We start from the raw sequence: 20,083 nt of genomic DNA, 5'->3' as shown, positions 1-20,083 counted from the left end.
ATGAGCGCACCGCGGGCACGGATCGGCACGTCCGGGTGGAGCTATCCGCACTGGCGGGGCGTGCTGTACGAGCGCGGCACGCGCGATCAGCTCGCCCGGTACGTACAGGAGTTCGACACCGTCGAACTGAACACCAGCTTCTACCGGTGGCCGCGGGCGGAGCGGTTCGCGGCGTGGCGCGATCGGCTGCCGCCCGGATTCGAGCTTGCCATCAAGGCGCCGCGCGGGGTCACTCACGCCCGCAGCCTCCAGCTCACTCCCGAGTGGCAGGAGCGGATCGCGACCGGCCTGGCGGCCGTGGGCAGCAAGCGCGGGCCGTTCCTCGCGCAGCTGCCGCCCGGCGCCGAACGCGACGACGCCCGTCTCACCGCCTTCCTGGAGGGCCTCCCGCCCGACTCGCGCCCCGTCATGGAACTGCGGCATCCGTCATGGGTGGATGAGGCGGTCTTCCAGATCCTGGAGCGCCACGGGGCGGCCTACTGCGTGATGAGCGGCGCGGGACTGCCGTGCGTGCTGCGCGCCACCGCATCCTTCGTGTACGTGCGCCTGCACGGGCCGGACGACACCCTGTACAACGGCTCGTACAGCCCCGACGCGATCGCGTGGTGGGCCGACCGCATCCGCGAGTGGCTCGCGCAGGGCCGCGACGTGTACGCCTACTTCAACAACGACCTCGGGGGCAACGCCGTCCGCGATGCGTGGGCGCTACGGGATGCGCTGGCCTGACGCGAACGCGTCCAGCCGCTCCACGAGCTCGCCCAGGGTCACCTCGTCGCGGACCAGACCCAGCCGGATGAATCCCCGCCCCCGCTCGCCGAAGCCGTCACCGGGGGCCACGGCCACGCGCTGCTCCTCCCTCAGGCGACGGGCGAACTCGACGGCATCGCCGCCGCCGGGGACGCGCACCCACACGAAGAAGGAGCCCTCGGGTGTCGCCACGTCCCACCCGATGCGCCGCAGCCCCGCCACGACGACGTCGCGCCGGCGCTGATACATCGACACGAGCTCGGCCGCGGCGGACTGGTCGCCCGACAGCGCCGCGGCGGCGGCCTCCTGAGCCGCGCCGAACAGCGTGCTGAACGCGTGCGCCTGGTACCGGGCGATGGCGGCGATGATCGAGGCGTTGCCTGCCGCGAATCCCACCCGCCAGCCGGCCATGCTGTACGTCTTGGACAGTGTCTGCACCTCCACCGTGACGTCGTGACCGCGATCGACGGCGAGCGCCGACAGCGGGCGCCGGCCGTCGAAACCCAGGGCGGAGTATGCGAAGTCGTGGATGAACGCGGCGCCGGTGCGCCGGGCGAACGCCGCCGCCGCCTCGAAGGTCTCGGGCGTCGCGAGGGCGCCGGTGGGGTTGTTCGGATAGTTCAGCAGCAGCACCGAGGCGGACGGGACATCCGCGAGCGCGTCGAAGTGGGGCTGGTGGTGCGCCCCCGGGAGCGGCAGCGGCACCACGCGCGCGCCGGCAAGGCCCGTCGCCGAGGTGTAGAGCGGGTACCCGGGGTCGGGCAGGACGACGTTCGTGCCGGGATCGGCGAGGGCCATGACGGCGGCCAGGAGCGCCCCGTGCGAGCCGTGCGACACCGCGACCTCGGCATCCGGATCGATCTGCACGCCATGGTCCTCCCGGTACCGCAGGGCGATCGCGCGGCGCAGCGCCGGCCGGCCCGCGTACGCGGGGTACCGGTGGTTCACGGGGTCGGCGACCGCGCGCTGCATCGCCGCGACGATGTGCTCCGGGGTGGGGACATCCGGATTGCCCTTGGAGACATCGATCATCGGGGGGCCCGGGAGCGCGCTCAGCCGCGCGATCTCCCGGTCCATCGCGCCCCAGAAGTTCGGCGGCAGGGCCTCGACGCGGGCGGCGGGCCGGAAGGCGGCCATCGTCAGCGCCGCCGGAATCGCCGGGCGATCGAGGACCCGACCATCTGGATGCCCTGCACCAGCACGATGAGGGTGATCACCGTGACGACCATAGCGAACCCGTCGTAGCGCTGGTACCCGTACGACAGCGCGAGGTCGCCGATGCCGCCGGCGCCCACCGTGCCGGCCATCGCGGTGGCGTCGATGAGCCCCACCGTCGCGATCGTGACGGCGAGGATGAGCGAGCCGCGGGCCTCGGGCAGCAGGAAGCGCCAGAAGATCTGGAACGGCGAGGCGCCCATCGCACGAGCGGCCTCGATGACCCCGCGCGGCACCTCCAGCAGCGAGTTCTCCACCAGCCGCCCGATGTAGGGGGCGATCATGACCGTCAGCGGCACGATCGCCGCCCACACCCCGATGCTCGTGCCCACGAGGAACCGCGTGAACGGGAGGATCGCGACGAGCAGGATGATGAACGGCAGCGAGCGGACGATGTTCACCACGATGCCCAGCACGAGGTTCACGGCCCGGTTGGGCAGCACTCCCCCGGGGCGGGTGAGGGCGAGCGCCGTGCCGATGGCGATGCCGAGGATCGAACCGAGCACGAGCGCGACGCCGAGCATCTGCAGCGTCTCACCGAGCGCGGTGAGGTAGATGTCGGGTGTGATGAGGGTCCAGCGGTCGCCGTTCACGCGATCACGTCCTTGAGGTCGACGACGCGCGCGGACAGGTAGGCGCGCGCCGCGGCGACGCGCGCAGGGTCGCCGGTGACCTTGAGGATCATCTGCCCGACGGTGTGCTCCTGGATCTCGGTCATGTCGGCGTGGAGCATGTTGACCGACACGTCCAGGTCGCGGATGAGGTCGGACACGAGCGGCTGCGTCACCTCCTCATCCAGCAGCAGCAGGCGCCACAGCCCCTCGCTGCCGAGGTGGTCGACGACGCGGCGCGGGAGCCCCTGCGGGACCACGGTGGAGACGAAGTCGCGCGTGATGCCGGCACGCGGATGCAGGAACGTGTCCAGAACGCTCCCGCGTTCGACCACGCGGCCCTCGGCCATCACCGCGACTTCATGCGCAAGGTCTTTGATGACGTCCATCTCGTGCGTCACGACGAGGATCGTGGTGCCGTATTCGCGGTTGATGTCGCGCAGCAGATCGATGATCTGCACCGTCGTGGTGGGATCCAGCGCGCTGGTGGCCTCATCCGAGAGCAGGATGCGGGGGTTCCGCACGAGTGCGCGGGCGATGCCGACGCGCTGCTTCTGCCCGCCGGAGAGCTCACCGGCGAAGCTGTCGGCCTTGTCGCCGAGCCCCACGAAATCGAGCACCTCCTCGGCGCGGGCGCGCGCGGCGGATTTCGCCACGCCGTCCAGTCGCAGCGGCAGCGCGACGTTCTCGCGCACCCGGACGGTTTCGAGGAGGTTGAACTGCTGGAAGATCATCCCGGTGTGCTTCTGCGCCTCGCGCAGTCCCCGCCCCCGGAGCGCCCCGATGTCGACGCCGTCCACGACCACGCGCCCGGTGGTGGGCTGCTCGAGGCCGTTGACCATCCGGATGAGGGTGGATTTGCCGGCCCCGCTGTAGCCGATGACCCCGAACACCGTTCCCTCGGCCACCTCGAGGGAGACGCCGCGAAGGGCCGCCGTGTCGGCGGCCCTTCCGGGGAAGGTCTTGGAGACGTCGTCGAAGACGATCGTCCCCGATCGGCTGCTGCTCATTCGAACCAGGCGGGCAGGTTGAACCCGGCGTACTGCGGCGAGGAGGTGATGTACTCGATGAACTCGGGCGACTCGTACGCGGCCTTGATCGCCTCGGCCCAGGGCGCGTCCACATCGGCGCCGCGCACGGTCACGACGTTGGAGAACTCCACCGGCTGGTCTTCCACGGCCAGGGCGTCGTCGTAGTCGAGGCCACCGGAGATGATGAAGTTGCCCTGGATGGCGGCGTAGTCCACGTCCTGCAGCGCCGGAACCTGCTGGGCGTTCTCGATGGCGGTGATGTCCAGGTCGTGCGGGTTGTCGGTGATGATCGACAGGTCGGCGGTGTTCGGGTCGTCCACGTCGTCGAAGTCGATCCACCCCGCCTCGCGCAGGATCAGCAGGCCGCGGTAGAGGTTCGACGGCGAGTTGGGCACCGTCACGCTCGAGCCGTCCGCGACGTCGTCGAGGGAGTCCTTCTTGCCGCCGAACAGGCCCATGCGAGGGGTGGGGATCTGCACGAGAGCGGCGTTGTCCAGGCCCTCCTGGGCGTTGACGAACTCCAGGTAGACGGGGTGCTGCATGATGTTGGCGTCGATCTCGCCGGAGTCGACGGCGACGTTGGTGACGATGCCGTCGGTGAACTCCACCGTCTCGACGGTGTAGCCCTCCTCCTCGAGGATCGGCACGATGCCGTCCTGGAACATCTCCAGGTAGGGGCCGGGGTTGAAGCCGACGGTGATCGTGGTCTTCTCGGCGGTCTCGCCGCCGTCGGCGGACGGCGTGTATGCTCCGGCGCATCCGGTCAGCAGCAGCGCGAGTGCCGCGGTTCCGGCGAGCAGGGTGCGGGAGTTGCGCATGGACGTCCTCTTTCGCTGAGCCAGGGGCGGCGTGACCCGGGTGCGTCACCGCCGCCCCGCCACGCTAGGGCGCCGACCGCCCCACCCCCGATTCCGCCCGTCACACACGGCAACATTCCCGCCCGCCGCGCCCGTCCCGCCCGCCGTGCCCGTCCCGCCCGCCGCGCCGCGCCGCGAAAGTGCATCGAGTCGGCGAAAGTGCACCGGATGTGGTGCACACTCGCCGAGGTGATGCACTCTCGGGGACGAGGGCGCGCCGGTCAGGCCTCGGCGAACAGGTTCGACAGGACGCGGCGCGCGAAGTCCGATTGGCCGGGCGCGGTGTTGGTGAGCATGATGAGCCCCTTCCACAGGGCCCAGCCGCGTCCGCGGGCCCACGTCGCATCGTCCAGAGCCAGGTCGCGGCGGAACACCGACCCTGCCGGGCCGGGCAGGAAGGTCCACACCGGCACGGTGTCGCACGCGGGATCGCCCACGGCCGCACATCCGAAGTCGACCACGGCGGCCAGCCGCCCGTCGCGCACGAGCAGGTTCGCGGCGGCCACGTCGCCGTGCAGCCATCGCGCCGGCCCGGTCTCGGCATCCGCCGCCACGGCATCGCGCCAGATCCCTTCCGCCAGCACCCGTTCGCGACCCGACACGCGGTCGAGCAGGTCGCGCACCTCCCGGTCCCAGTGCCCGACCGGCCCGCCGCGGTGGGCGCTGTGCGTGCCCGGCTCCGGACCGTCGGCGGCCTCGGCCGCGCGCAGGGCAACGAGGAAGGCGGCGAGGTCGGCGGCGAACCGTTCGAGGTCGCCGATCGGCGTGTGGGCGGCGGGGGCCCCCGGAATCCACCCGTACACCGACCAGGGCGCGGCAAAGCGAGGGCTGGGGCGACCACGGCCGTGCACACGCGGGATCGGCAGGGGCACGGCGGCGGCCAGGTGCGGCAGCCAGGTCTGCTCCTTCTCCACCTGCGCCACGTAGCCGGGGGCGCTGGGAAGCCGCACGCTCAAGTCGTCGCCGAGGCGGAACATGCGGTGGTCGTTGCCTCCCGCGGCCACCGCGCGCACCGGCAGACCCGCCCAGTGCGGGAACTGCTCGGCCAGCAGCTCCCGCACCAGGCCGGCGTCGATCCGCTCGGCATCGACCGAGGCGGCTGCGCTCACTCCGTGCCGCGACCGGTCTTGTTCTGCAGACGATCGATCTGCTCGGAGGCCTCGGCCTTCGTGATGTCGGCGGGGATCTCCTCGCCCGCCTCCCGCGCGAGGGTGTCGAGGTAGCTGCGCTGAGGTGCGGTCATGGGTTCGTCGCCCGTGACCCAGGTCGACGGGTCCTTCTCGGCGGAGTTGTCGGGATTTCCCGTCGCCCCCAGCATCTCGCGGTCATCGTTCGTTGCGGAGTCGTTCGATTCGGACATGCGTTCGATGCTAGGCCGAGGCCCCGAAGGCGTCACGGGGGCTTGACGGATGCGGCGCGGCCGGTCTCACGCGCCATCCGCTGCCCGGGTCAGCTCGTCGTCGCCGCGTCTTCTTCTGCGGGCTCCGCGCCGGCCCGGCGCCGCCGCCCGCGCGCGCAGGAGAAGAACACACCGGCGGCGTAGAGGAACAGTCCGCCCGCGACGACGGCGAGGACGATCACGCGATTGGGGCCGTTGAGGACGCTGTTGACCCAGCCGAGCAGTGGCAGGCTGTACCAGAGCGTCCCGCGGATCTGCACGGCCTGCACCGGCTCGGGATCGTTGTCGGGGTTGTTGTCACCCTTCGTGATGAAGGTCAGCTCGCCGTTCTCATACGTCTTGGACACCACTCGGTGGCTGACGACGGCGGCCTCACCCGAGCGGATCTGGTACGTGATGACGTCGCCGACTCTGATCTCGTCCGGGTCGGTGGGCCGGATGACCACGAGTGTGCCCGGGGGGAGCCGCGGCTCCATCGACTGCGTGAGCACGGTCATCGCGCTGCCGCCGGCGAGTGCCGGCAGGCCGATGACGGCCGCGGCCACGGCGAGCATCAGCGCGAGGATGGCGGCGCTGATCGACACGGCGAGGTAGTGCAGCAGGCTGTGCCTGCGCGCCTCCTCACGTGCGGCCGCGCGCTGCGAGCGCCGGGTGGGGCGGAGGTCGGAATCGGCGGTGTGTGTCATGAGCAGCGCAGGGAGGGGAAGAGGATGCCGAGGTTCCACGGCGTCGTGCGGATCACAGAGACGGGGGCGGACGCCGTGGCGGTGGTTCCCGACGTGGCATCCCGCGCCTCGACGGCGAGGGCGAACGTGCCGTTGCGGGGGAGGTCGTACCCGCCGAGCGTGACGGATGCGGTGGCCGCGTCGGCGGTCACGGTGTCGAGCGTGTCCCCGGAGGCGGTGTCGAAGATGCGGTAGGTCACGGGGGACCCTGCGACCCGGTTCGCGGGGGCGGTCCAGTTGAGGGTGACCTCGCCCCAGCGCGCCGCAGTGCAGGCGACGGCGCCCGCGGGGTCGATGCGGTAGGCCGTCTGGGTGAAGGGTGCGGCCTCGGCGGTGGCGGTCCAGTCCGACCCGACGGCGCCCGTCACACGGAAGACGGCGGTCACGCTCTGCCCCTGCAGGGCGGCGTTGGCGGCCGAGGCATCCGTTCCGGAGATGCGCGTGGCCAGGCACACCGTGACGGTGGCGCCCGGGGCGATCGTACGCGCCGCGCTCGGGAGCGGCGGGGCGGGGTCGGCGAGGGTCGTCGTGATGACGCCCGTGCTCGGCGGAGTCGGGCCGCACGTTCCCGTCCACAGCTGCAGCGTGGTCTTCTGGGCGAGAGCCGTGCTGCCGGTGAGCTGGTTGGCCAGCGTGTAGGTCAGCGGCGCGCGGCCGGTGTTGGCGATCGCCAGCGTTCCGCGGGCGGTCGGGGAGGTCGTGCCCGCATACCGGTACGTGGTGGTGAGGCTGCCGGCCTGCGTGAGGGTCGTGGCGACCGTGGCGGAGGAGGCGTTCGCCGTCACGCTCGCACTTGCCAGCCAGGCGGCCGCCGCCGCTCCGCCGCTGGCGAGCGCGACGAACGTCGCGATCGCGACGATCGGGACGAGAAGCCGACGGCGGGTCATCGGGACACCTGGGATCCGGAGACGGTGATGGACAGGGCGCCGGCAGCGGCGCCGGCCGCCGCGGCGGGTGCGCCGACGGGCAGGCCCACCCCGATGCACAGGGTCGCCGTGGTACCCGGCGCCAGGGTCTGGGCGAGGGTGGCAGGGGCTCCGAGGGGGGTGGTCACCGTGGGCGCCACTCTACCGGCCGTGCAGTTGGCCGCCGTGCCGCTGCCGGCTGACACCACGAGCGCCGAGGTGAAGGGCGTCGCCGCGGCCGAGGAGGCCTGCACCGCGAGGGCGAGAGGCGTCGTGCCGGCGTTGCGGACGGTGGTGGCGGCGTACACCGTCTTACCGGGGTAGAGGTCGGTGGCCGTGAGGGAGAGGGGGGTGAGCGAAAGGGCCGCGGACCCGGCGGTCACCGTGACGGCTCCGGCCGCGGGTGCACTGCTGGCCCACGCGGCGAACGTTCCGCTGCCGGCGACGATCCCCAGGATGATCGCCCCCGCCGTGCCGAGCGCGGCGAGCAGCATGCGCACCGGCGCCGAAGCGCGGCGGTGCTGCTGTGCGCGGGGCGCGGGGCGGAGGCGGGGGCGAAGCATCCTGGTCCTCATCTGTGTCGTGGGCTCGTGCCCAGCGGGAGCGGCGGGTCAGTTGGTGTTCTGGGTCAGCGTGACGGTGAGGTCGCTGAGGTTCACCGCGCCACCCATGGCGTCGTTGTTGCCGCCCACGGTGTCGCCGGCGGGGAAGGCGATCGTGACCGTGACGGTGACGTCCTCGTCCACGACGCCGCTGCCGGGAGCGACGGAGAAGGTGGGGCCGGTGCCGCTGATGCCCTCGCCTGCGGCGGTGAGCGTGGCGCCTGCCTGCAGGTATCCGGCGAGCGCCTGGTCGGACGCGTCGGTGGGGTCGGCCGCGGCGATCGAGCCGCCGGTGAGACCGAGCGTGGCCTGGATGCTGTCACCCTCGGCGCTGACCGACATGGTCTTGGTGTAGGTGAGGGTGTCGCCCGGCGCGATCGAGTAGCCGGCGAGCGAGATGGCCGCGCCGTTGGCGGTCCAGGAGCCGGCGTCGCCGGAGTCTTCGACGACCATGTTGCCCGACGCGATGGTCGCACCCGCGGTGGTGGCCGAGGCGTTCCAGCTGGCGAAGGTGCCGGCGCCGCCGAGGAGGAGGGTGACGCCTGCAGCGGTGGCGATCGAGGCCTTGACGAACTTCTTCATGGGATGTCCTTTGCTTCGCGGCGGTGGGCCGCAGATGAGGGGAGGGGATGTCGCCGGCCTGGTGCCCGTTCCGATCCGGAGCGGCTGCCCTTGCGACATCTACAGTCTTGGGCCCGCGCCGCAACGTTCGGGCGGGGTAATGGCCAGCCTCGTCGCAGCGTTGCCGCAGGGTCTCGGACACCCTCGACGTCGCTCGTGCACGCGAACCACAAGACGACCTGAGGAAACCCGCACGTTGGCCACAGCATCCCCGCCGTCCTGCCCGAAAGTGCATCAGGGCGGCGAAAGTGCACCGGATGTGGTGCGGTTTCGCCGAGTCGATGCACTTTCGCCGTGCGGCGGGCGCCTACGCCCCGAGGCGGTCGAGGAAGGCGTTGCGGAAGACGCCGCGGGGGTCGAGGGTGCGGCGCAGGGAGCGGAAGTCGTCCCAGTGCGGATAGAGCTCCGGCAGGCGGAGAGCGACCGCATCCGCGTCGAACACCTTGCCCCAGTGCGGCCGCGCGGCGAAGGGCTCGAGGGCGCGTGCGATGTCGGGGAGGAGCGCCTCGACCTCGACCTGGCGGGGCTGCCACGTGAAGTGGATGCCGACGACGGCTCCGCCCTGCGCCGGCGAGAGCCACAGGTCGTCACCGGCCATCGAACGCACTTCGCACACCAGTAGAAGCGGTGCGATCTCACCGGCGAGCGCCGCCACGGCGCGGATCGCCTCGCCCGCGTGCCGCCGCGGGACGAGGTATTCGGTCTGCAGCTCATCGCCGTTGGAGGGTGTGAACTCGAGCTTGAAGTGCGGAAGGCGCGCGAGCCAGGCGCCTGGGACGCCGAGCTGGTCGGTGCAGTGCTGCGGGTCGACGCCGGGCAGCGGATGCCGCTTGACCGCGGCGCGGCGAGCGCCCAGGAGGGTGTCGGGGGCGGGCCCGGCCTCGGCGCGGCGCTTCACCCACACCTGCTCGACGACGTCGGGATCGCGCCAGGTCGTGAACAGCGAAACGCTGTATCCCGCGGCGGTGATCGCGCCGTACTGGGTGAGCGCGGCATCCAGCGGCAGATCCTCGTACACCGTCTGCGCGATGTCGAAGCGCGGCACGATGTCGAGCTCGACCGTCGTGACGACCCCGAGCGCACCGAGGGAGACCACGACGCCGGGGAAGTCGGGATCGCCCCGCCGAAACGTGCGGAGGGCGCCGTCGGCGGTGACGAGCTCGACCGCCCCGACGGCGGAGGCGAGCGAGCCCGCGGTGTCGCCCGAGCCGTGGGTCCCGGTCGCCACCGCCCCGGCGAGGGAGATGTGCGGGAGGGAGGCGAGGTTGGACAGGGCCCACCCCTCGCGGTCGAGCCGAGCGGCCAGGTCGCCGTACCGCAGGCCCGCCGCGGCCCGCACGACGCGGCGTCCGGGATCGATCGACACCTCCGGGGGGAGCCCGGCGACCGAGACGGCGACGCCCTCGGTGTCGGCGACGGTGTTGAAGCTGTGGCGCGTGCCGAAGGGCTTGATGCGGTCGGCGCCGCGCACCACGCCGGACAGTTCGTCCACCGATGCCGGCGATACCACCTCCGCCGCGGAGTAGACGAGGTTGCCCGCCCAGTTCGTCCGCCGGCCCGCGGTCATCTCTCCCCCGCCAGCACCACATCGACCGCGAACGGGCCGGCCGGCAGCTCGACGTCGGCTTCGGCAGCATCCGTCCTCACCCGGTAGGTGCCGGCGAACCCCCGCACCGCCACGACCGCGTCGGCGTCGGCCGCGGCGGATGCCGGCGGAGTCCACCACTGGCGGCGGATGAGGTCGCGCAGCGCGTCGAACGCCGGTTTGCCAGACCCATCCACGCGCAGGAGGCCGGCCGGGGCGCCCAGCCACGCTCCGGCATCCGTCAGCCCCCAGTAGGTGACCGACTCGACGGCGGGATGGGCGAAGGCCGTGCGGTAGTGACGGACGATCTCGTCGGCCTGGCGTTCCTCGCCCTCCGGGGTGGACGGCCACTCCTGGACGACGTGGTCGTTGAGGTCGACGATGTGCGGCGGCATGAGATCCCCCGACACGAGGGTCGTCTCGGTCAGTTGCAGCGGCAGGCCGAACCGGGCGAACCGGTCGAGCACCTCGCCGATCTCGTCCTCGCCGCGGAATCCCTGATGCATGTGGGTCTGCAGCCCGATGGCATCGATGGGCACGCCGGCGTCCAGGCTCTCGTCGATGATCCGCTCGTACGCCGGCGACAGGTCGAAGTCGTTGAGGACGAGGCGCGCGTCGGGTCCGGCCGCCCGCGCCTCCTCGAAGGCCATCCGCACCATCCCCAGCCGCCCGTGTCGCTGCGCGAGGCGCGTGAGGGCGTTGTCCTCGGCCGTGAACGCGGGCAGGATGACGGCTTCGTTGATGGCGTCCCACAGGTCCACGGTGCCGGCGAACCCGGCGACGACGGTGCGGATGCGCTCGCGCACGGCGTCTTCCACCGCGCGGTCGTCGAGGTCGAGCAGCCACGTCGGGGCGAGCGTGTGCCACACGAGGGGGTGTCCCTTCACCGTCACGCCGCGATCGCGGAACCACCGGGCGGTGCGCCGGAGCCGCTCGGCGTCGGTGACGCCACGGACCGGCTCGAACAGACGCCAGTAGAACGGCAGGGTCACGGCGTTGAACAGCGAGAGGTAGGCCTCGGCGAGCACGTCCAGTTCGGCGGGGGCGGCAGGGTCCTCCGGCTCGGCGTCGCCACGGTCGGTGGCTTCGGCGATCTCGTGGGGCGGGGGGCCGGCGACCGGGTCGATGAAGTCGAAGCCGATGTTGCCGAATCCGAACGCGTGCCGGGTCTGGGCGACCGTCACGGTGGCACCGGCGAGGGGGGTGCCGTCCCGGTCGACCAGGCGAAGCCGTGCATCCGTCCGTCGGTGAGCGAACTCGGGCACGCGCGGCCTCCTCCCCCGCGGCGGGGGTCCCCATCGGGCGTCGAGGTCCCAGCGTAACGGCGCACCCGACAGCCCGGCCCGTCAGAACTCAGGAGATCCGGGCGCGCGTCCGCCCAGCCACGCGTCCCACGTCCGCGCCATTTTGGTGCATCCGCGCCGCTTTGAAGTGTGGCGGATGCACCGAACAGGCGCGAACGTGGTGGGGCAGGCGATCAGGGTGCGGAGGGGACGATGCGCGAGCGCCAGGCCGTGAGCGCCGCGGCGACGGCGCGGGTGTGCGCCCACGGCATCTCCGGCGCCTCGCGGCGGCCCTCCGCGAGGGCGCGGCTGAGGGCATCGGCCTCGGCGGCCATCGGCTGCACGGCCCTGACCGACACGACGGTGGGCTCACCCTCGGCGGGGCGCACGACGATCGTCGTCGGGCTCTCCGCCCGGCCGCCCCACGCGTCGGGAAGCTCGATGGCGCCCCCGGTGCAGTGGATGACGGCGGAGGAGGGAAGATCGCGCACGATCGACGTGGCGAGCGCCCCCTCGACGGCGCCGAAGCGGATGAGCGCGCGGGACTCGCCGTCCACGCCACCCACGAGCTCACCGGCGGCGTCGGCCACCACGACGGCGTCGGGGGCGACGGCGCGGGAGGCGGACGCCGCCTCGACCGCGAGCGACACCGGGTAGCAGCCCACGTCGAGGATCGCGCCGCCGGCCAGCGCCGGATCGAACAGCCGCCCGCTGCGGGTGCCGGCGTCGAATCCGAAGGCCGCCTCGACCCGCACCGGGCGACCGACCGCGCCGTCGGCGAGCACCTGGCGGAGCGCGTCGGCCCACGGTCCGAACCGGTTCTTGTACGCCTCCACGAACGGCCGGTCGGCCGCCTCCGCGGCGGCGAGGATGCGGTCGACCTCGGCGGCGGTGGGACTTGCCGGCTTCTCGCACAGCACGGCCTTGCCGGCCTCCAGCGCGCGGATGGCGAGGTCGGCGTGGGTCGTGTGCACCGTGCCGACGTACACGGCGTCGATGTCGGGCCGCGCGAGCACCTCGTCGTACGACCCGGAGAACGGCGCGCCGGCGTCGGCGGCGAAGCGCTCGGCGCGGCCGGGGTCTGTGCTGCCCACCGCCGCGAGCATCCCGGAGCGGGAGGCGTGCAGGCCCGCCAGGAAGTCGCGGCTGATGGCTCCGGGCCCGAGGATGGCCCACCGGGTGCGCTGTGCTGTCGTGCTGGTCACGGTGCCGATGGTAGCCGGGACGCCGGCCCCGTCAGATCGCCGACCAGGGGCCCAGGCGGTGCCACGTGCGGTCGTGGTAGACGAGCGGATGCGGGTCGCCCGCGTGCGCGGCATCCCCCGGCACGCTCGCCTCCAGGGCGTGGACGACGTAGAGGATGGAGTTGCCCGCCTCGAGCCGGTGCGCCACGCGTCCCCGGATCCACGCGAAGGCTGACGGGAACAGGGGCTCCCCGGTGGGCAGGCGCTGCCACGCGGATGCGTCGGCGAAGCGGTCGGCGCCCTTGTCGGCGCCCAGCTTGGCCAGCCACAGCTGCTCGTCGGTGAGGAAGTGGACGACGACCGTCTCGGCGTCCTCGAGCACGGGCGTGCTGGAGGAGAGCACGGAGGCGGAGAAGACCAGCAGGGGCGGCTCGGTGCTCACCGACGCCAGCGAGCTGACGGTCATCGCGACGGGGTGTTCACCGGGATCCGCTGTCACGACGGCCACGCCGGCGGGATGTTCGCGGAAGGCCGCTTTGAACGTGTCGGCGGCGAGCGAGGGCTCGGTCCCTTCGGGGACGAGGTTCAGGGAGTGGCGCGCGAGAGGGGGCTGCGAGACGCCGGCCTGGGGCATGGAAGATCTCCTCGACGGGCGACCGCCCATCGGTCGCCCCCCACCATTGTCGCCGCCGTTTGCTGAACCCCTCCCGACAGGGGCCGCACAGACGCGATGGTTAGGCTGACGCGGTGACCAGTGAGCTTGCGGGAACCTTCAACTTCCGGGACACCGGCGGGATGGCGCTGGCCGGCGGCGGCGCGACGCCCTTCGGCGTGCTCTACCGCTCCGACGCGCTGAGCGGCCTCACCCCGGAGGCTCTGGACGTGCTGGCGGCCACCGACATCGGGGTCGTCGTCGACCTGCGCACGCCGCTCGAACGGGAGCTCGCCCCCGATCGGCTCCCCTCCTCGCGCCCCTTCCGCGTCGTGGAGCTGCCGGTCACCGAGGGCGCGCTGGTCGGACTGGCCCAGCAGGGCGCCGAGGCCGTGGCGGCAGGGACCGACCCCGCGGTGCTGGCGGCGACCGCCGAGGCCGCGCTCGCACTCATCCCCCCGCTCGGAGACGTGTACGTCGAGATGCTCGAGCACGCGGCCGCGACGTTCGCCGAGCTCGCACGCCTGGTGAGTGCGGCCACGGCCGACCCGCCCACGGCGGTGCTCGTGCACTGCACCGCCGGCAAAGACCGCACCGGCGTCGGCACGGCGCTGATCCTGGACGCCGTGGGCGTCGAGCGCGCGGCCGTCGTCGCCGACTACCACGCGTCGCAGGAGCACCTGAACGGCCCGTGGGCGCAGCGGATGTTCGCGATGGTCCAGGCGCTCGGCGTCACCGTGACCGACCAGATCCGCGAACTCGTCGCCGGCACGCCGGCCGAGGCGATCGAGAAGGCGCTGGCCTGGGTGGATGCGCGCGGCGGATCCGCCGCGTATCTGCAGCAGGGCGGGCTCACCGACGCCGAGCTGGCGGCCCTGCGCGCCCGGCTCAGCGGCTGACGGGGGGAGCGGCAGCCGCTGAGCCGAGCTGTCAGGAGCGGCTGCGGCTGCCTCCCCGGCTGCGGGTGAGGGCACTGAGGCCCCACGCGATGAGCCCGGTGATCGCGCCCACGACGGCGCCGGTGATCAGGCCGCTGGGCACGGCCGCCACGCGCGCGACGACGGTAGCGGCCGGCCCGCCGATGCTGGGCACATCCCCCGCGTACGCGTTCACCCAGAGGAGCTGGTGGATGATCACCGAGAGCGCGCCGTAGATCGCCCCCACCAGGAGGAGCGTCAGGAACGGGTTGGGCACGCGTCGGACGACGGCGACGACGATCCAGACGATCATCGGCCCGATGGCGAGGATCCACGTGAGCACGCCGCCCGGGTCGATGAGGCGGAGGTCGTGGAGGATCACGCGGGGCAGGGCGAGGGCGGCGAGGCCGAACAGCGCGAGCACCGGCATCCCGAAGGGACTGCGGCGCGCGATCGAGGGCGAGGTCTGCGGGTTCTGGGTCATGGCGTCACGGTAGGAGGAGCGGATGCTGCGTCTCGCCCTGCCCGGGGCGACAACCGTGATCGCATTCGGACGACAGCGCCGTCATCGCCGTGTCGGCTTGGCCGTCGGGTGCGCCCCACCACGCCGGCGGGCCCGCTGGATGCCGGCGGCAGCGAGTCCCGCGAGCGCGCCGAGCCCTCCCCACAGGCCTGCTTCGACGAGCACGCCGAAGACGAACGGCGCGACACCGGCTCCGCGCCACAGGCCGAGCAGGAGCGAGGTGAGCAGGAGCAGCACGGCGAACACGATGCCGGAGAGGGCGAGGGTCGCCACCGGACGGGGGACGTCGCCGAAGCCGGCGCCCAGGATCCACGCCGCCAGGACGATCGCGGCGGTGAGGATGCCGGCGACCGGGTCGCCCAGCGCGGACTCCAGGCCGAGGATCCGCAGCAGCGGCCAGAGGAGGGCGAGCGCGCCGAATCCGATCACGGCGAGCCAGCTGATGGGGCGATGTGCACGGCGCGGCGGTTGAGCACCGGTGTGGGATGAATCGAGCATGGCGCCACGCTAGGAGGCCGGGTCGGCCCGGTCACCAGCCCACAGGCGCGATCCGAAGTCGCTTTCGCTCGACATCCCGCCCGCGATGGTCAGGCCGGTTCGGCGCCGAGGTTGCGCACCGCCAGCGAGGTGCGCAACCCGACCACGAGGGCGATCGGGCACAGTGCCGCACCGATCAACGGCAGCAGCGGCACTCCGGGCGGAAGCACGGGCCCGCCGCCGGAGAGCAGCAGCAGGAGCGCCGCGAGCGCCACACCGCCGGTCAACGCCGCTCCCCCGATCGCGGCGCCGGCACGCGCCAGCCACGACCGACGGAGGGCGGCCTCCCGCCGCCCTCCGTCGGTTGCTCCCCTGACACGGGCGTCGAGGAGGAGGTCGAGTCGGTCGGGCGCGCGGCGCAGCATCTGCATCATCGCCAGGCCGCGCGAGGCAGCCTCCAGCCGGAGCCGTTCGGCTGAGCGCTGCGCGGTCGTGAGCACGTGCGCCCGCTCCAGGAACAGCGACGCGAAATCCGACGTCGGATCGAGCACCTCGACCGCGTCCTGGAGCGTCGCGAGCGACCGCATCGCGGCAGCCAGATTCCCCGGCAGCGCGACCCCGTGCCGGCGCAGGATGCGAAGCAGCCCGTCGATCAGCACGTGCGTGTCGGTGCTCACGGCGCCGATCGTGAACAGCCGGCCGATGTCTCGCCGCAGCTCCCAGTCCGCCGCCCGGTCCGCGGCGGGCGAGAGGTGGCGGACGATCGCCACGGCGGATGCGGCGTCCTCTGCACGGAAGGCGGCGAACAGCGCCGTCAGCAGGTCGCGCTGTTCGCGATCGAGCACGACCACCGACCCGAAGTCGATCAGCCCCACCGTGCCGTCGTCGCGGAGCATGATGTTGCCGGCATGCAGATCGGCATGCAGGATGCCGCGCACCAGCAGCTGGGTCACCACGCCGTCGACGATTCCGACCGCCGCGCGCCGCCGCGCCTCCGGTGCGAGTGCCGCCAGGGCCGGCGGCCGGGCCGCCAGCGGTGCTCCGCTGAGCCTTTCCACCGTCAGGACGCGTCGGCCGCTCGCCTGGGGATACAGCCGCGGCAGGACCGGCGCCGTCGCAGCATCCTCGCCGGCGGCCGTGAGCAGCTGCAGGTTCGCCGCCTCGACGGTGAAGTCGAGCTCCTGGCGGAGGAGAGCGGTGAGGTCCTGCGCGATCCGGAGCAGCCCCGCCTGCCGGGCCAGACCCGACCGACGCTCGATGCGGGCGCACAGGCGCAGCGCGATGTCGACGTCGATGTCGACCTGCCGCGCGGTGTCCGGGCGCTGGATCTTCACCACCACGTGCTCCCCGGTGACGAGGGTGGCGGCGTGCACTTGACCGACGGATGCCGCGGCCACCGGCACCGGCTCGACGTGTGCGAACACGTCGGGGATCGGGCGGCGCAGTTCGTCGGCGAGCGTCCGCTCCATCACGGGCCAGGGCTCGGGGAGGACCTGGGCCTGCAGCGAGGTCAGGCCATCGGCCAGCGACGCCGGAACCAGGTCGCGGCGGGCGGCCAGGGCCTGCCCGAACTTCACGAACACGACACCGGCCTCGGTGAGGGCGGCCACCAGCGCCGGCGCCAGCTCGCCCGCACCCGCCGGCCTGCCCTGCAGCAGCGGACCGAGCCCGTGCCGCAGCGCGATGCGTGTCACCTCCACGTATCGCGCGGCACGGCGAGCGCGATCGCGAGCGCTGCGCGCCACGGCGATCAGACCCGGCGTGGACGCCGAGGGCCGCAACAGCTCCGCCGACACCAGGAGGGCCGCCGACAGGCACAGCACCCACACCAGTGCGAGCAGCACGGTCGCCGTCTCGCCGATGGCGAGGTCCCCGTCGGCCAGCGCCGGCAGATCCACCCCTCCGACCGCGCCGACGGTCACGAACACGAGCGGGAGCACGACGAAGGACGCGGCGATGCCGGCCCCGACACTGCGGAGGAACCTCACCGGGACGCCCAGGATCCAGCGCACGAGCAGGGACAGCCCCACGATGAACGCACACGTCAGCAGGGCCGCCAGCAACCAGGTGGCCATGGGGAGTTCCCTCTCGTTCGATGCGAGCGGCCATCGTGCGCACCCCTCCGCCGGGCGCGGTAGCCGCCGGGCGCGACAGCGGTCGTCGCCGCCGGACGACTCCGCTCTCGCTCCGTGTCGTCGCATCCGTCGCCGGGAGCAGGCCGTGCTCGGGCGCGCGGGATGTCCACAATCGGAGCCCAGGAACCCCGGAGGTGGGAATGACCGCGCTGCACCGATATCTCGTGGTCCGCGAACTCGTCGAACGAGACGCGGATCACGCCGCCGAGCTGCTCGGTGTCGGCATGTCCGACAACCCGATCCACCGCGCCGTCTACGGCGAGGGCCGGCGCACGCGCGAGCGCCGTCACACGGCGATCATGCGGACGATGCTCTCGCGCCGCCACGGCCTCCGGATGGAAGGCGCCTTCAGCGGCGACGATCTGGTCGCCGTGGCCGGATGGACCCCGCCCGGGCGGTGCCGCCCGACGGCCGGCGAGCGCGCGTGGCTGGCCCTGACCGCGCTGCGGATGGGGCCCCGGGTCCTCTCCCGCCTGGTGGCCTGGCAGTCGGGGTGGGCCGCCCATGACCCGGACGAGGCGCACGTCCATCTCGGGCCCGTCGCGGTGGACGCCGGCATGCGCCGGCAGGGCCTCGGGACCCTCCTGCTGCTGAGGCACACCGCCGCCCTCGACGCCGTGGGCGCGGTGGGCTACCTCGAGACCGATCGCCCCGAAGCGGTGCCCTTCTACAACGGATTCGGGTATGTGGTGGTGGCGGAGGAGAAGGTCCTCGGCGTTCCCTGCTGGTTCCTGCGCCGGCCGGCGTCGCACTAGCCTGCTCGCGCCGGCCTGTCGGGCTTCAGTCCAGGACGAGTCCCGACCGATGGGCGATCACGACGAGCTCCGGCCGGTCGCGCGCGCCCATCTTGGCGAGGATGCGGCTGACGTAGGTGCGTGCGGTGGACGGGCTCAGGTGCAGCACTGCGGCGATCTCCTCGTTCGTGTCGCCGTGGCCGATCCGCGTGAGCACGTCGATCTCGCGGGCGCTCAGGAACGCCAGGCGCGGGTCGGGGGTGGGGGCGGCCTGCCCCGCCGCGACGAGCTTCATCACGCGCTGCGTCACCGACGGCGACAGCAGCCATTCCCCGCGCCCGGCCCGCTCGACGGCATCCCGCAGGTCTTCGGCGGGCGCGTTCTTCAGCAGGTAACCGCTGGCCCCGGCCCTGATGGCCTCGACGATGTCGGCATCGTCGTCGAAGGTCGTGAGCACGACGACCCGCGTACGGGCCAGGCGCTCGTCCCCCGGATCTCCCGGGTGGCGGCGATACCGTCCATGCGCGGCATCCGCAGGTCCATCAGGACCACGTCGGGGCGGTACCTCCGAGCCGCCTCGATTCCGGCCCGTCCGTCGCCGGCTTCGGCCACGACCTCGATGCCGGTATCCCGCGCGAGCAGCGCCCTCAGCCCTGCGCGCACGAGGTCCTGGTCGTCGACCAGCACGACCGAGGTCACGACGTCACCTCCAGCGGGATGCGCGCACGCACGGCGAAACCGGAGTCCTCCGGGCCCGCGGTGAACGTCCCGCCCAGCAGCGCCACCCGCTCGCGCATCCCGATGATGCCGTTGCCCGGTGCGTTCGCCGCGCTCGGCTCCCGCCCCGGGCGGCGCCGCACGTCGTTGACGACGGCGACCGACACCGACGATCCCTCTTCCTCTTCACGGATCTCCACGGCCACTCCTCTCGCGTCGGCATGGCGCACGACGTTGGTGACGGACTCCTGCACGACGCGATAGATGGCGGTCTCCACGACCTGGGCCAGCTTCGTCGGCACCGACACGGCCACCGACACCTCCAGGCCCGCCTGCCGGGCCGGGGCGATCGCCGTCTCCAGGTCGGACAGCGCGCGGGGGGACCGCGCGGCCGGTTCGTCGCTGCGCAGGCCCGCGACCGTCCTGCGCAGGTCGGCGAACGTGTCGGCGGTGGTGTCCGAGATCGTCCGCAGGGCGCGTGCGACGGCGCTCTCGTCGGTGGGCAGCGCCTCCTGCGCGACCTGCGTGTGCAAGCCGATGACCGTGAGCGAGTGCCCCACGGTGTCGTGCAGATCGCGGGCGAGCGCGAGGCGTTCGGCCAGCACGCGCTGGTCGGCGGCGCGCGCGTAGCGCTCTGCGGTCAGCCGCGCGATCTCCTCCGCCTGCCGCCGCAGCAGCCTCCGCGAGCGCACGCTGTAGCCGAACGCGACCGCCCCGGCCAGCAGGATGGCCTCGCGCGGCAGCTCGTACAGCACCACGAAGGCGGCGTCCTGACCCTCCCAGAGCCGGTAGCCCACGGAGACGCCCAGGATGGCGGCCGAACCGGCGGCCGACACCCGCGTCCAGCCGAGGCTCGCGGCGGAGAAGACCGCGGCGGCGAGGGGGACCGCCACCCCGATCGGGGTGTTACCGGCGGCGTGATAGGCGAGCACCCCCACCACGGTGACGACCACCACCAGCACGGGATGCTGCCGGCGCAGCAGCAGCACCGCACCCAGGCCGATCGCCCACAGGTACGCCCAGCCGGAGGAGGTGCCGCCGCCGGCGTTCGAGGCGATGATCAGGGAGATCGTGAGGGTCACCGCCGCCGCCAGGAGCACGTCGAGGACCCACGGCGCCGGCTGGGCGGCCCCGTCTTCCACGTCGACGGCGGTGCGCGACAT

General features: G+C 72.9%; 23 protein-coding genes. 3 read left to right on the top strand and 20 right to left on the bottom strand.

Annotated elements, in window-relative coordinates; translation table 11 throughout:
- Positions 1–726, top strand: a complete 726-nt coding sequence (locus F6J85_RS01960) for a DUF72 domain-containing protein (RefSeq protein WP_150923625.1) — start codon at positions 1–3, stop codon at positions 724–726.
- On the opposite strand, the gene F6J85_RS01955 is transcribed toward F6J85_RS01960, so the two are convergent.
- The 14 genes from F6J85_RS01955 to F6J85_RS01890 all read right to left on the bottom strand — a co-directional run bounded on the left by F6J85_RS01955 (position 706) and on the right by F6J85_RS01890 (position 13,399).
- A complete protein-coding gene (locus F6J85_RS01955) occupies positions 706–1,884 on the bottom strand; it encodes an aminotransferase class I/II-fold pyridoxal phosphate-dependent enzyme (protein ID WP_150923624.1) in 1,179 nt (392 codons plus the stop codon). The two genes, F6J85_RS01960 and F6J85_RS01955, sit on opposite strands and share 21 nt — an antisense overlap.
- A gap of 2 nt (positions 1,885–1,886) precedes the next feature.
- Positions 1,887–2,555 carry a methionine ABC transporter permease gene (locus F6J85_RS01950; protein WP_224793347.1) on the bottom strand — a complete coding sequence of 223 codons (669 nt, stop codon included), beginning with the start codon at positions 2,553–2,555 and terminating at the stop codon, positions 1,887–1,889.
- Positions 2,552–3,583: a methionine ABC transporter ATP-binding protein gene (locus F6J85_RS01945; protein WP_150923623.1), complete on the bottom strand. Its 1,032-nt coding sequence runs from the start codon at positions 3,581–3,583 to the stop codon at positions 2,552–2,554. Before F6J85_RS01945 ends, F6J85_RS01950 begins: the two co-directional genes overlap by 4 nt.
- The gene (locus F6J85_RS01940; protein ID WP_150923622.1) at positions 3,580–4,422 is read right to left on the bottom strand and encodes a MetQ/NlpA family ABC transporter substrate-binding protein; all 843 of its coding nucleotides are present in this window, start codon (positions 4,420–4,422) and stop codon (positions 3,580–3,582) included. The genes F6J85_RS01945 and F6J85_RS01940 overlap by 4 nt, the downstream gene beginning before the upstream one ends.
- Before the next feature lie 260 nt (positions 4,423–4,682).
- On the bottom strand, positions 4,683–5,570 hold the full coding sequence (locus F6J85_RS01935) for an aminoglycoside phosphotransferase family protein (protein WP_150923621.1): 888 nt from the start codon (positions 5,568–5,570) through the stop codon (positions 4,683–4,685).
- Entirely contained in the window at positions 5,567–5,821 is a 255-nt protein-coding gene (locus tag F6J85_RS01930) for a DUF3072 domain-containing protein (RefSeq protein WP_150923620.1), read from the bottom strand. The genes F6J85_RS01935 and F6J85_RS01930 overlap by 4 nt, the downstream gene beginning before the upstream one ends.
- Before the next feature lie 89 nt (positions 5,822–5,910).
- On the bottom strand, positions 5,911–6,546 hold the full coding sequence (locus F6J85_RS01925) for a signal peptidase I (protein ID WP_150923619.1): 636 nt from the start codon (positions 6,544–6,546) through the stop codon (positions 5,911–5,913).
- Positions 6,543–7,472, bottom strand: a complete 930-nt coding sequence (locus tag F6J85_RS01920; protein ID WP_150923618.1) for a hypothetical protein — start codon at positions 7,470–7,472, stop codon at positions 6,543–6,545. The genes F6J85_RS01925 and F6J85_RS01920 overlap by 4 nt, the downstream gene beginning before the upstream one ends.
- Positions 7,469–8,053, bottom strand: a complete 585-nt coding sequence (locus F6J85_RS01915; RefSeq protein ID WP_150923617.1) for a hypothetical protein — start codon at positions 8,051–8,053, stop codon at positions 7,469–7,471. Before F6J85_RS01915 ends, F6J85_RS01920 begins: the two co-directional genes overlap by 4 nt.
- A 48-nt stretch (positions 8,054–8,101) precedes the next feature.
- Positions 8,102–8,674: an alternate-type signal peptide domain-containing protein gene (locus F6J85_RS01910; RefSeq protein ID WP_191906711.1), complete on the bottom strand. Its 573-nt coding sequence runs from the start codon at positions 8,672–8,674 to the stop codon at positions 8,102–8,104.
- A 346-nt stretch (positions 8,675–9,020) separates the two neighbouring features.
- Positions 9,021–10,280, bottom strand: a complete 1,260-nt coding sequence (locus F6J85_RS01905) for a D-arabinono-1,4-lactone oxidase (RefSeq protein WP_150923615.1) — start codon at positions 10,278–10,280, stop codon at positions 9,021–9,023.
- Positions 10,277–11,563, bottom strand: a complete 1,287-nt coding sequence (locus F6J85_RS01900; RefSeq protein WP_150923614.1) for an endo-1,4-beta-xylanase — start codon at positions 11,561–11,563, stop codon at positions 10,277–10,279. The genes F6J85_RS01905 and F6J85_RS01900 overlap by 4 nt, the downstream gene beginning before the upstream one ends.
- Positions 11,564–11,775: 212 nt before the next feature.
- A complete protein-coding gene (locus tag F6J85_RS01895) occupies positions 11,776–12,786 on the bottom strand; it encodes a Gfo/Idh/MocA family protein (RefSeq protein WP_238707028.1) in 1,011 nt (336 codons plus the stop codon).
- Between the two features lie 31 nt (positions 12,787–12,817).
- Complete coding sequence (locus F6J85_RS01890) at positions 12,818–13,399, bottom strand: flavin reductase family protein (protein ID WP_150923612.1); 582 nt, start codon at positions 13,397–13,399, stop codon at positions 12,818–12,820.
- Between the two features lie 113 nt (positions 13,400–13,512).
- Here F6J85_RS01890 and F6J85_RS01885 point away from each other — a divergent pair, with 113 nt between their 5' ends.
- A complete protein-coding gene (locus tag F6J85_RS01885; RefSeq protein WP_150923611.1) occupies positions 13,513–14,316 on the top strand; it encodes a tyrosine-protein phosphatase in 804 nt (267 codons plus the stop codon).
- A 31-nt stretch (positions 14,317–14,347) separates the two neighbouring features.
- Here F6J85_RS01885 and F6J85_RS01880 read toward each other — a convergent pair whose 3' ends face one another.
- From F6J85_RS01880 to F6J85_RS01870, 3 genes are all read right to left on the bottom strand, one after another.
- Complete coding sequence (locus F6J85_RS01880) at positions 14,348–14,818, bottom strand: hypothetical protein (RefSeq protein WP_150923610.1); 471 nt, start codon at positions 14,816–14,818, stop codon at positions 14,348–14,350.
- 81 nt (positions 14,819–14,899) lie between these two features.
- Positions 14,900–15,355, bottom strand: a complete 456-nt coding sequence (locus tag F6J85_RS01875; RefSeq protein WP_150923609.1) for a hypothetical protein — start codon at positions 15,353–15,355, stop codon at positions 14,900–14,902.
- Between the two features lie 89 nt (positions 15,356–15,444).
- A complete protein-coding gene (locus F6J85_RS01870; protein ID WP_150923608.1) occupies positions 15,445–17,409 on the bottom strand; it encodes an ABC1 kinase family protein in 1,965 nt (654 codons plus the stop codon).
- Between the two features lie 200 nt (positions 17,410–17,609).
- On the opposite strand from F6J85_RS01870, the gene F6J85_RS01865 reads away from it, so the two are divergent.
- Positions 17,610–18,224: a GNAT family N-acetyltransferase gene (locus F6J85_RS01865; protein WP_191906710.1), complete on the top strand. Its 615-nt coding sequence runs from the start codon at positions 17,610–17,612 to the stop codon at positions 18,222–18,224.
- Positions 18,225–18,249: 25 nt separating this feature from the next.
- On the opposite strand, the gene F6J85_RS18200 is transcribed toward F6J85_RS01865, so the two are convergent.
- From F6J85_RS18200 to F6J85_RS01855, 3 genes are read right to left on the bottom strand one after another with little or no spacing between them, the layout of a single operon-like run.
- The gene (locus F6J85_RS18200) at positions 18,250–18,660 is read right to left on the bottom strand and encodes a LuxR C-terminal-related transcriptional regulator (protein WP_338037097.1); all 411 of its coding nucleotides are present in this window, start codon (positions 18,658–18,660) and stop codon (positions 18,250–18,252) included.
- Positions 18,588–18,866 carry a response regulator gene (locus tag F6J85_RS18195; protein ID WP_338037110.1) on the bottom strand — a complete coding sequence of 93 codons (279 nt, stop codon included), beginning with the start codon at positions 18,864–18,866 and terminating at the stop codon, positions 18,588–18,590. The genes F6J85_RS18200 and F6J85_RS18195 overlap by 73 nt, the downstream gene beginning before the upstream one ends.
- A 32-nt stretch (positions 18,867–18,898) precedes the next feature.
- On the bottom strand, positions 18,899–20,083 hold the full coding sequence (locus tag F6J85_RS01855; RefSeq protein ID WP_150923606.1) for a sensor histidine kinase: 1,185 nt from the start codon (positions 20,081–20,083) through the stop codon (positions 18,899–18,901).

Source organism: Microbacterium lushaniae, assembly GCF_008727775.1.
Classification (GTDB): domain Bacteria; phylum Actinomycetota; class Actinomycetes; order Actinomycetales; family Microbacteriaceae; genus Microbacterium; species Microbacterium lushaniae.
The sequence above is the reverse complement of the archived record's forward strand: the minus strand, read 5'-3'. Positions and strand labels throughout refer to the sequence as shown.

Bases quoted from the DNA above. Each gene is read 5' to 3' on its own strand.
- F6J85_RS01960 (WP_150923625.1), top strand. From the start codon at position 1: ATGAGCGCACCGCGGGCACGGATCGGCACGTCCGGGTGGAGCTATCCG.
- F6J85_RS01955 (WP_150923624.1), bottom strand. From the start codon at position 1,884: ATGGCCGCCTTCCGGCCCGCCGCCCGCGTCGAGGCCCTGCCGCCGAAC.
- F6J85_RS01945 (WP_150923623.1), bottom strand. From the start codon at position 3,583: ATGAGCAGCAGCCGATCGGGGACGATCGTCTTCGACGACGTCTCCAAG.
- F6J85_RS01940 (WP_150923622.1), bottom strand. From the start codon at position 4,422: ATGCGCAACTCCCGCACCCTGCTCGCCGGAACCGCGGCACTCGCGCTG.
- F6J85_RS01930 (WP_150923620.1), bottom strand. From the start codon at position 5,821: ATGTCCGAATCGAACGACTCCGCAACGAACGATGACCGCGAGATGCTG.
- F6J85_RS01925 (WP_150923619.1), bottom strand. From the start codon at position 6,546: ATGACACACACCGCCGATTCCGACCTCCGCCCCACCCGGCGCTCGCAG.
- F6J85_RS01920 (WP_150923618.1), bottom strand. From the start codon at position 7,472: ATGACCCGCCGTCGGCTTCTCGTCCCGATCGTCGCGATCGCGACGTTC.
- F6J85_RS01915 (WP_150923617.1), bottom strand. From the start codon at position 8,053: ATGCTTCGCCCCCGCCTCCGCCCCGCGCCCCGCGCACAGCAGCACCGC.
- F6J85_RS01910 (WP_191906711.1), bottom strand. From the start codon at position 8,674: ATGAAGAAGTTCGTCAAGGCCTCGATCGCCACCGCTGCAGGCGTCACC.
- F6J85_RS01905 (WP_150923615.1), bottom strand. From the start codon at position 10,280: ATGACCGCGGGCCGGCGGACGAACTGGGCGGGCAACCTCGTCTACTCC.
- F6J85_RS01890 (WP_150923612.1), bottom strand. From the start codon at position 13,399: ATGCCCCAGGCCGGCGTCTCGCAGCCCCCTCTCGCGCGCCACTCCCTG.
- F6J85_RS01880 (WP_150923610.1), bottom strand. From the start codon at position 14,818: ATGACCCAGAACCCGCAGACCTCGCCCTCGATCGCGCGCCGCAGTCCC.
- F6J85_RS01875 (WP_150923609.1), bottom strand. From the start codon at position 15,355: ATGCTCGATTCATCCCACACCGGTGCTCAACCGCCGCGCCGTGCACAT.
- F6J85_RS01870 (WP_150923608.1), bottom strand. From the start codon at position 17,409: ATGGCCACCTGGTTGCTGGCGGCCCTGCTGACGTGTGCGTTCATCGTG.
- F6J85_RS01865 (WP_191906710.1), top strand. From the start codon at position 17,610: ATGACCGCGCTGCACCGATATCTCGTGGTCCGCGAACTCGTCGAACGA.
- F6J85_RS01855 (WP_150923606.1), bottom strand. From the start codon at position 20,083: ATGTCGCGCACCGCCGTCGACGTGGAAGACGGGGCCGCCCAGCCGGCG.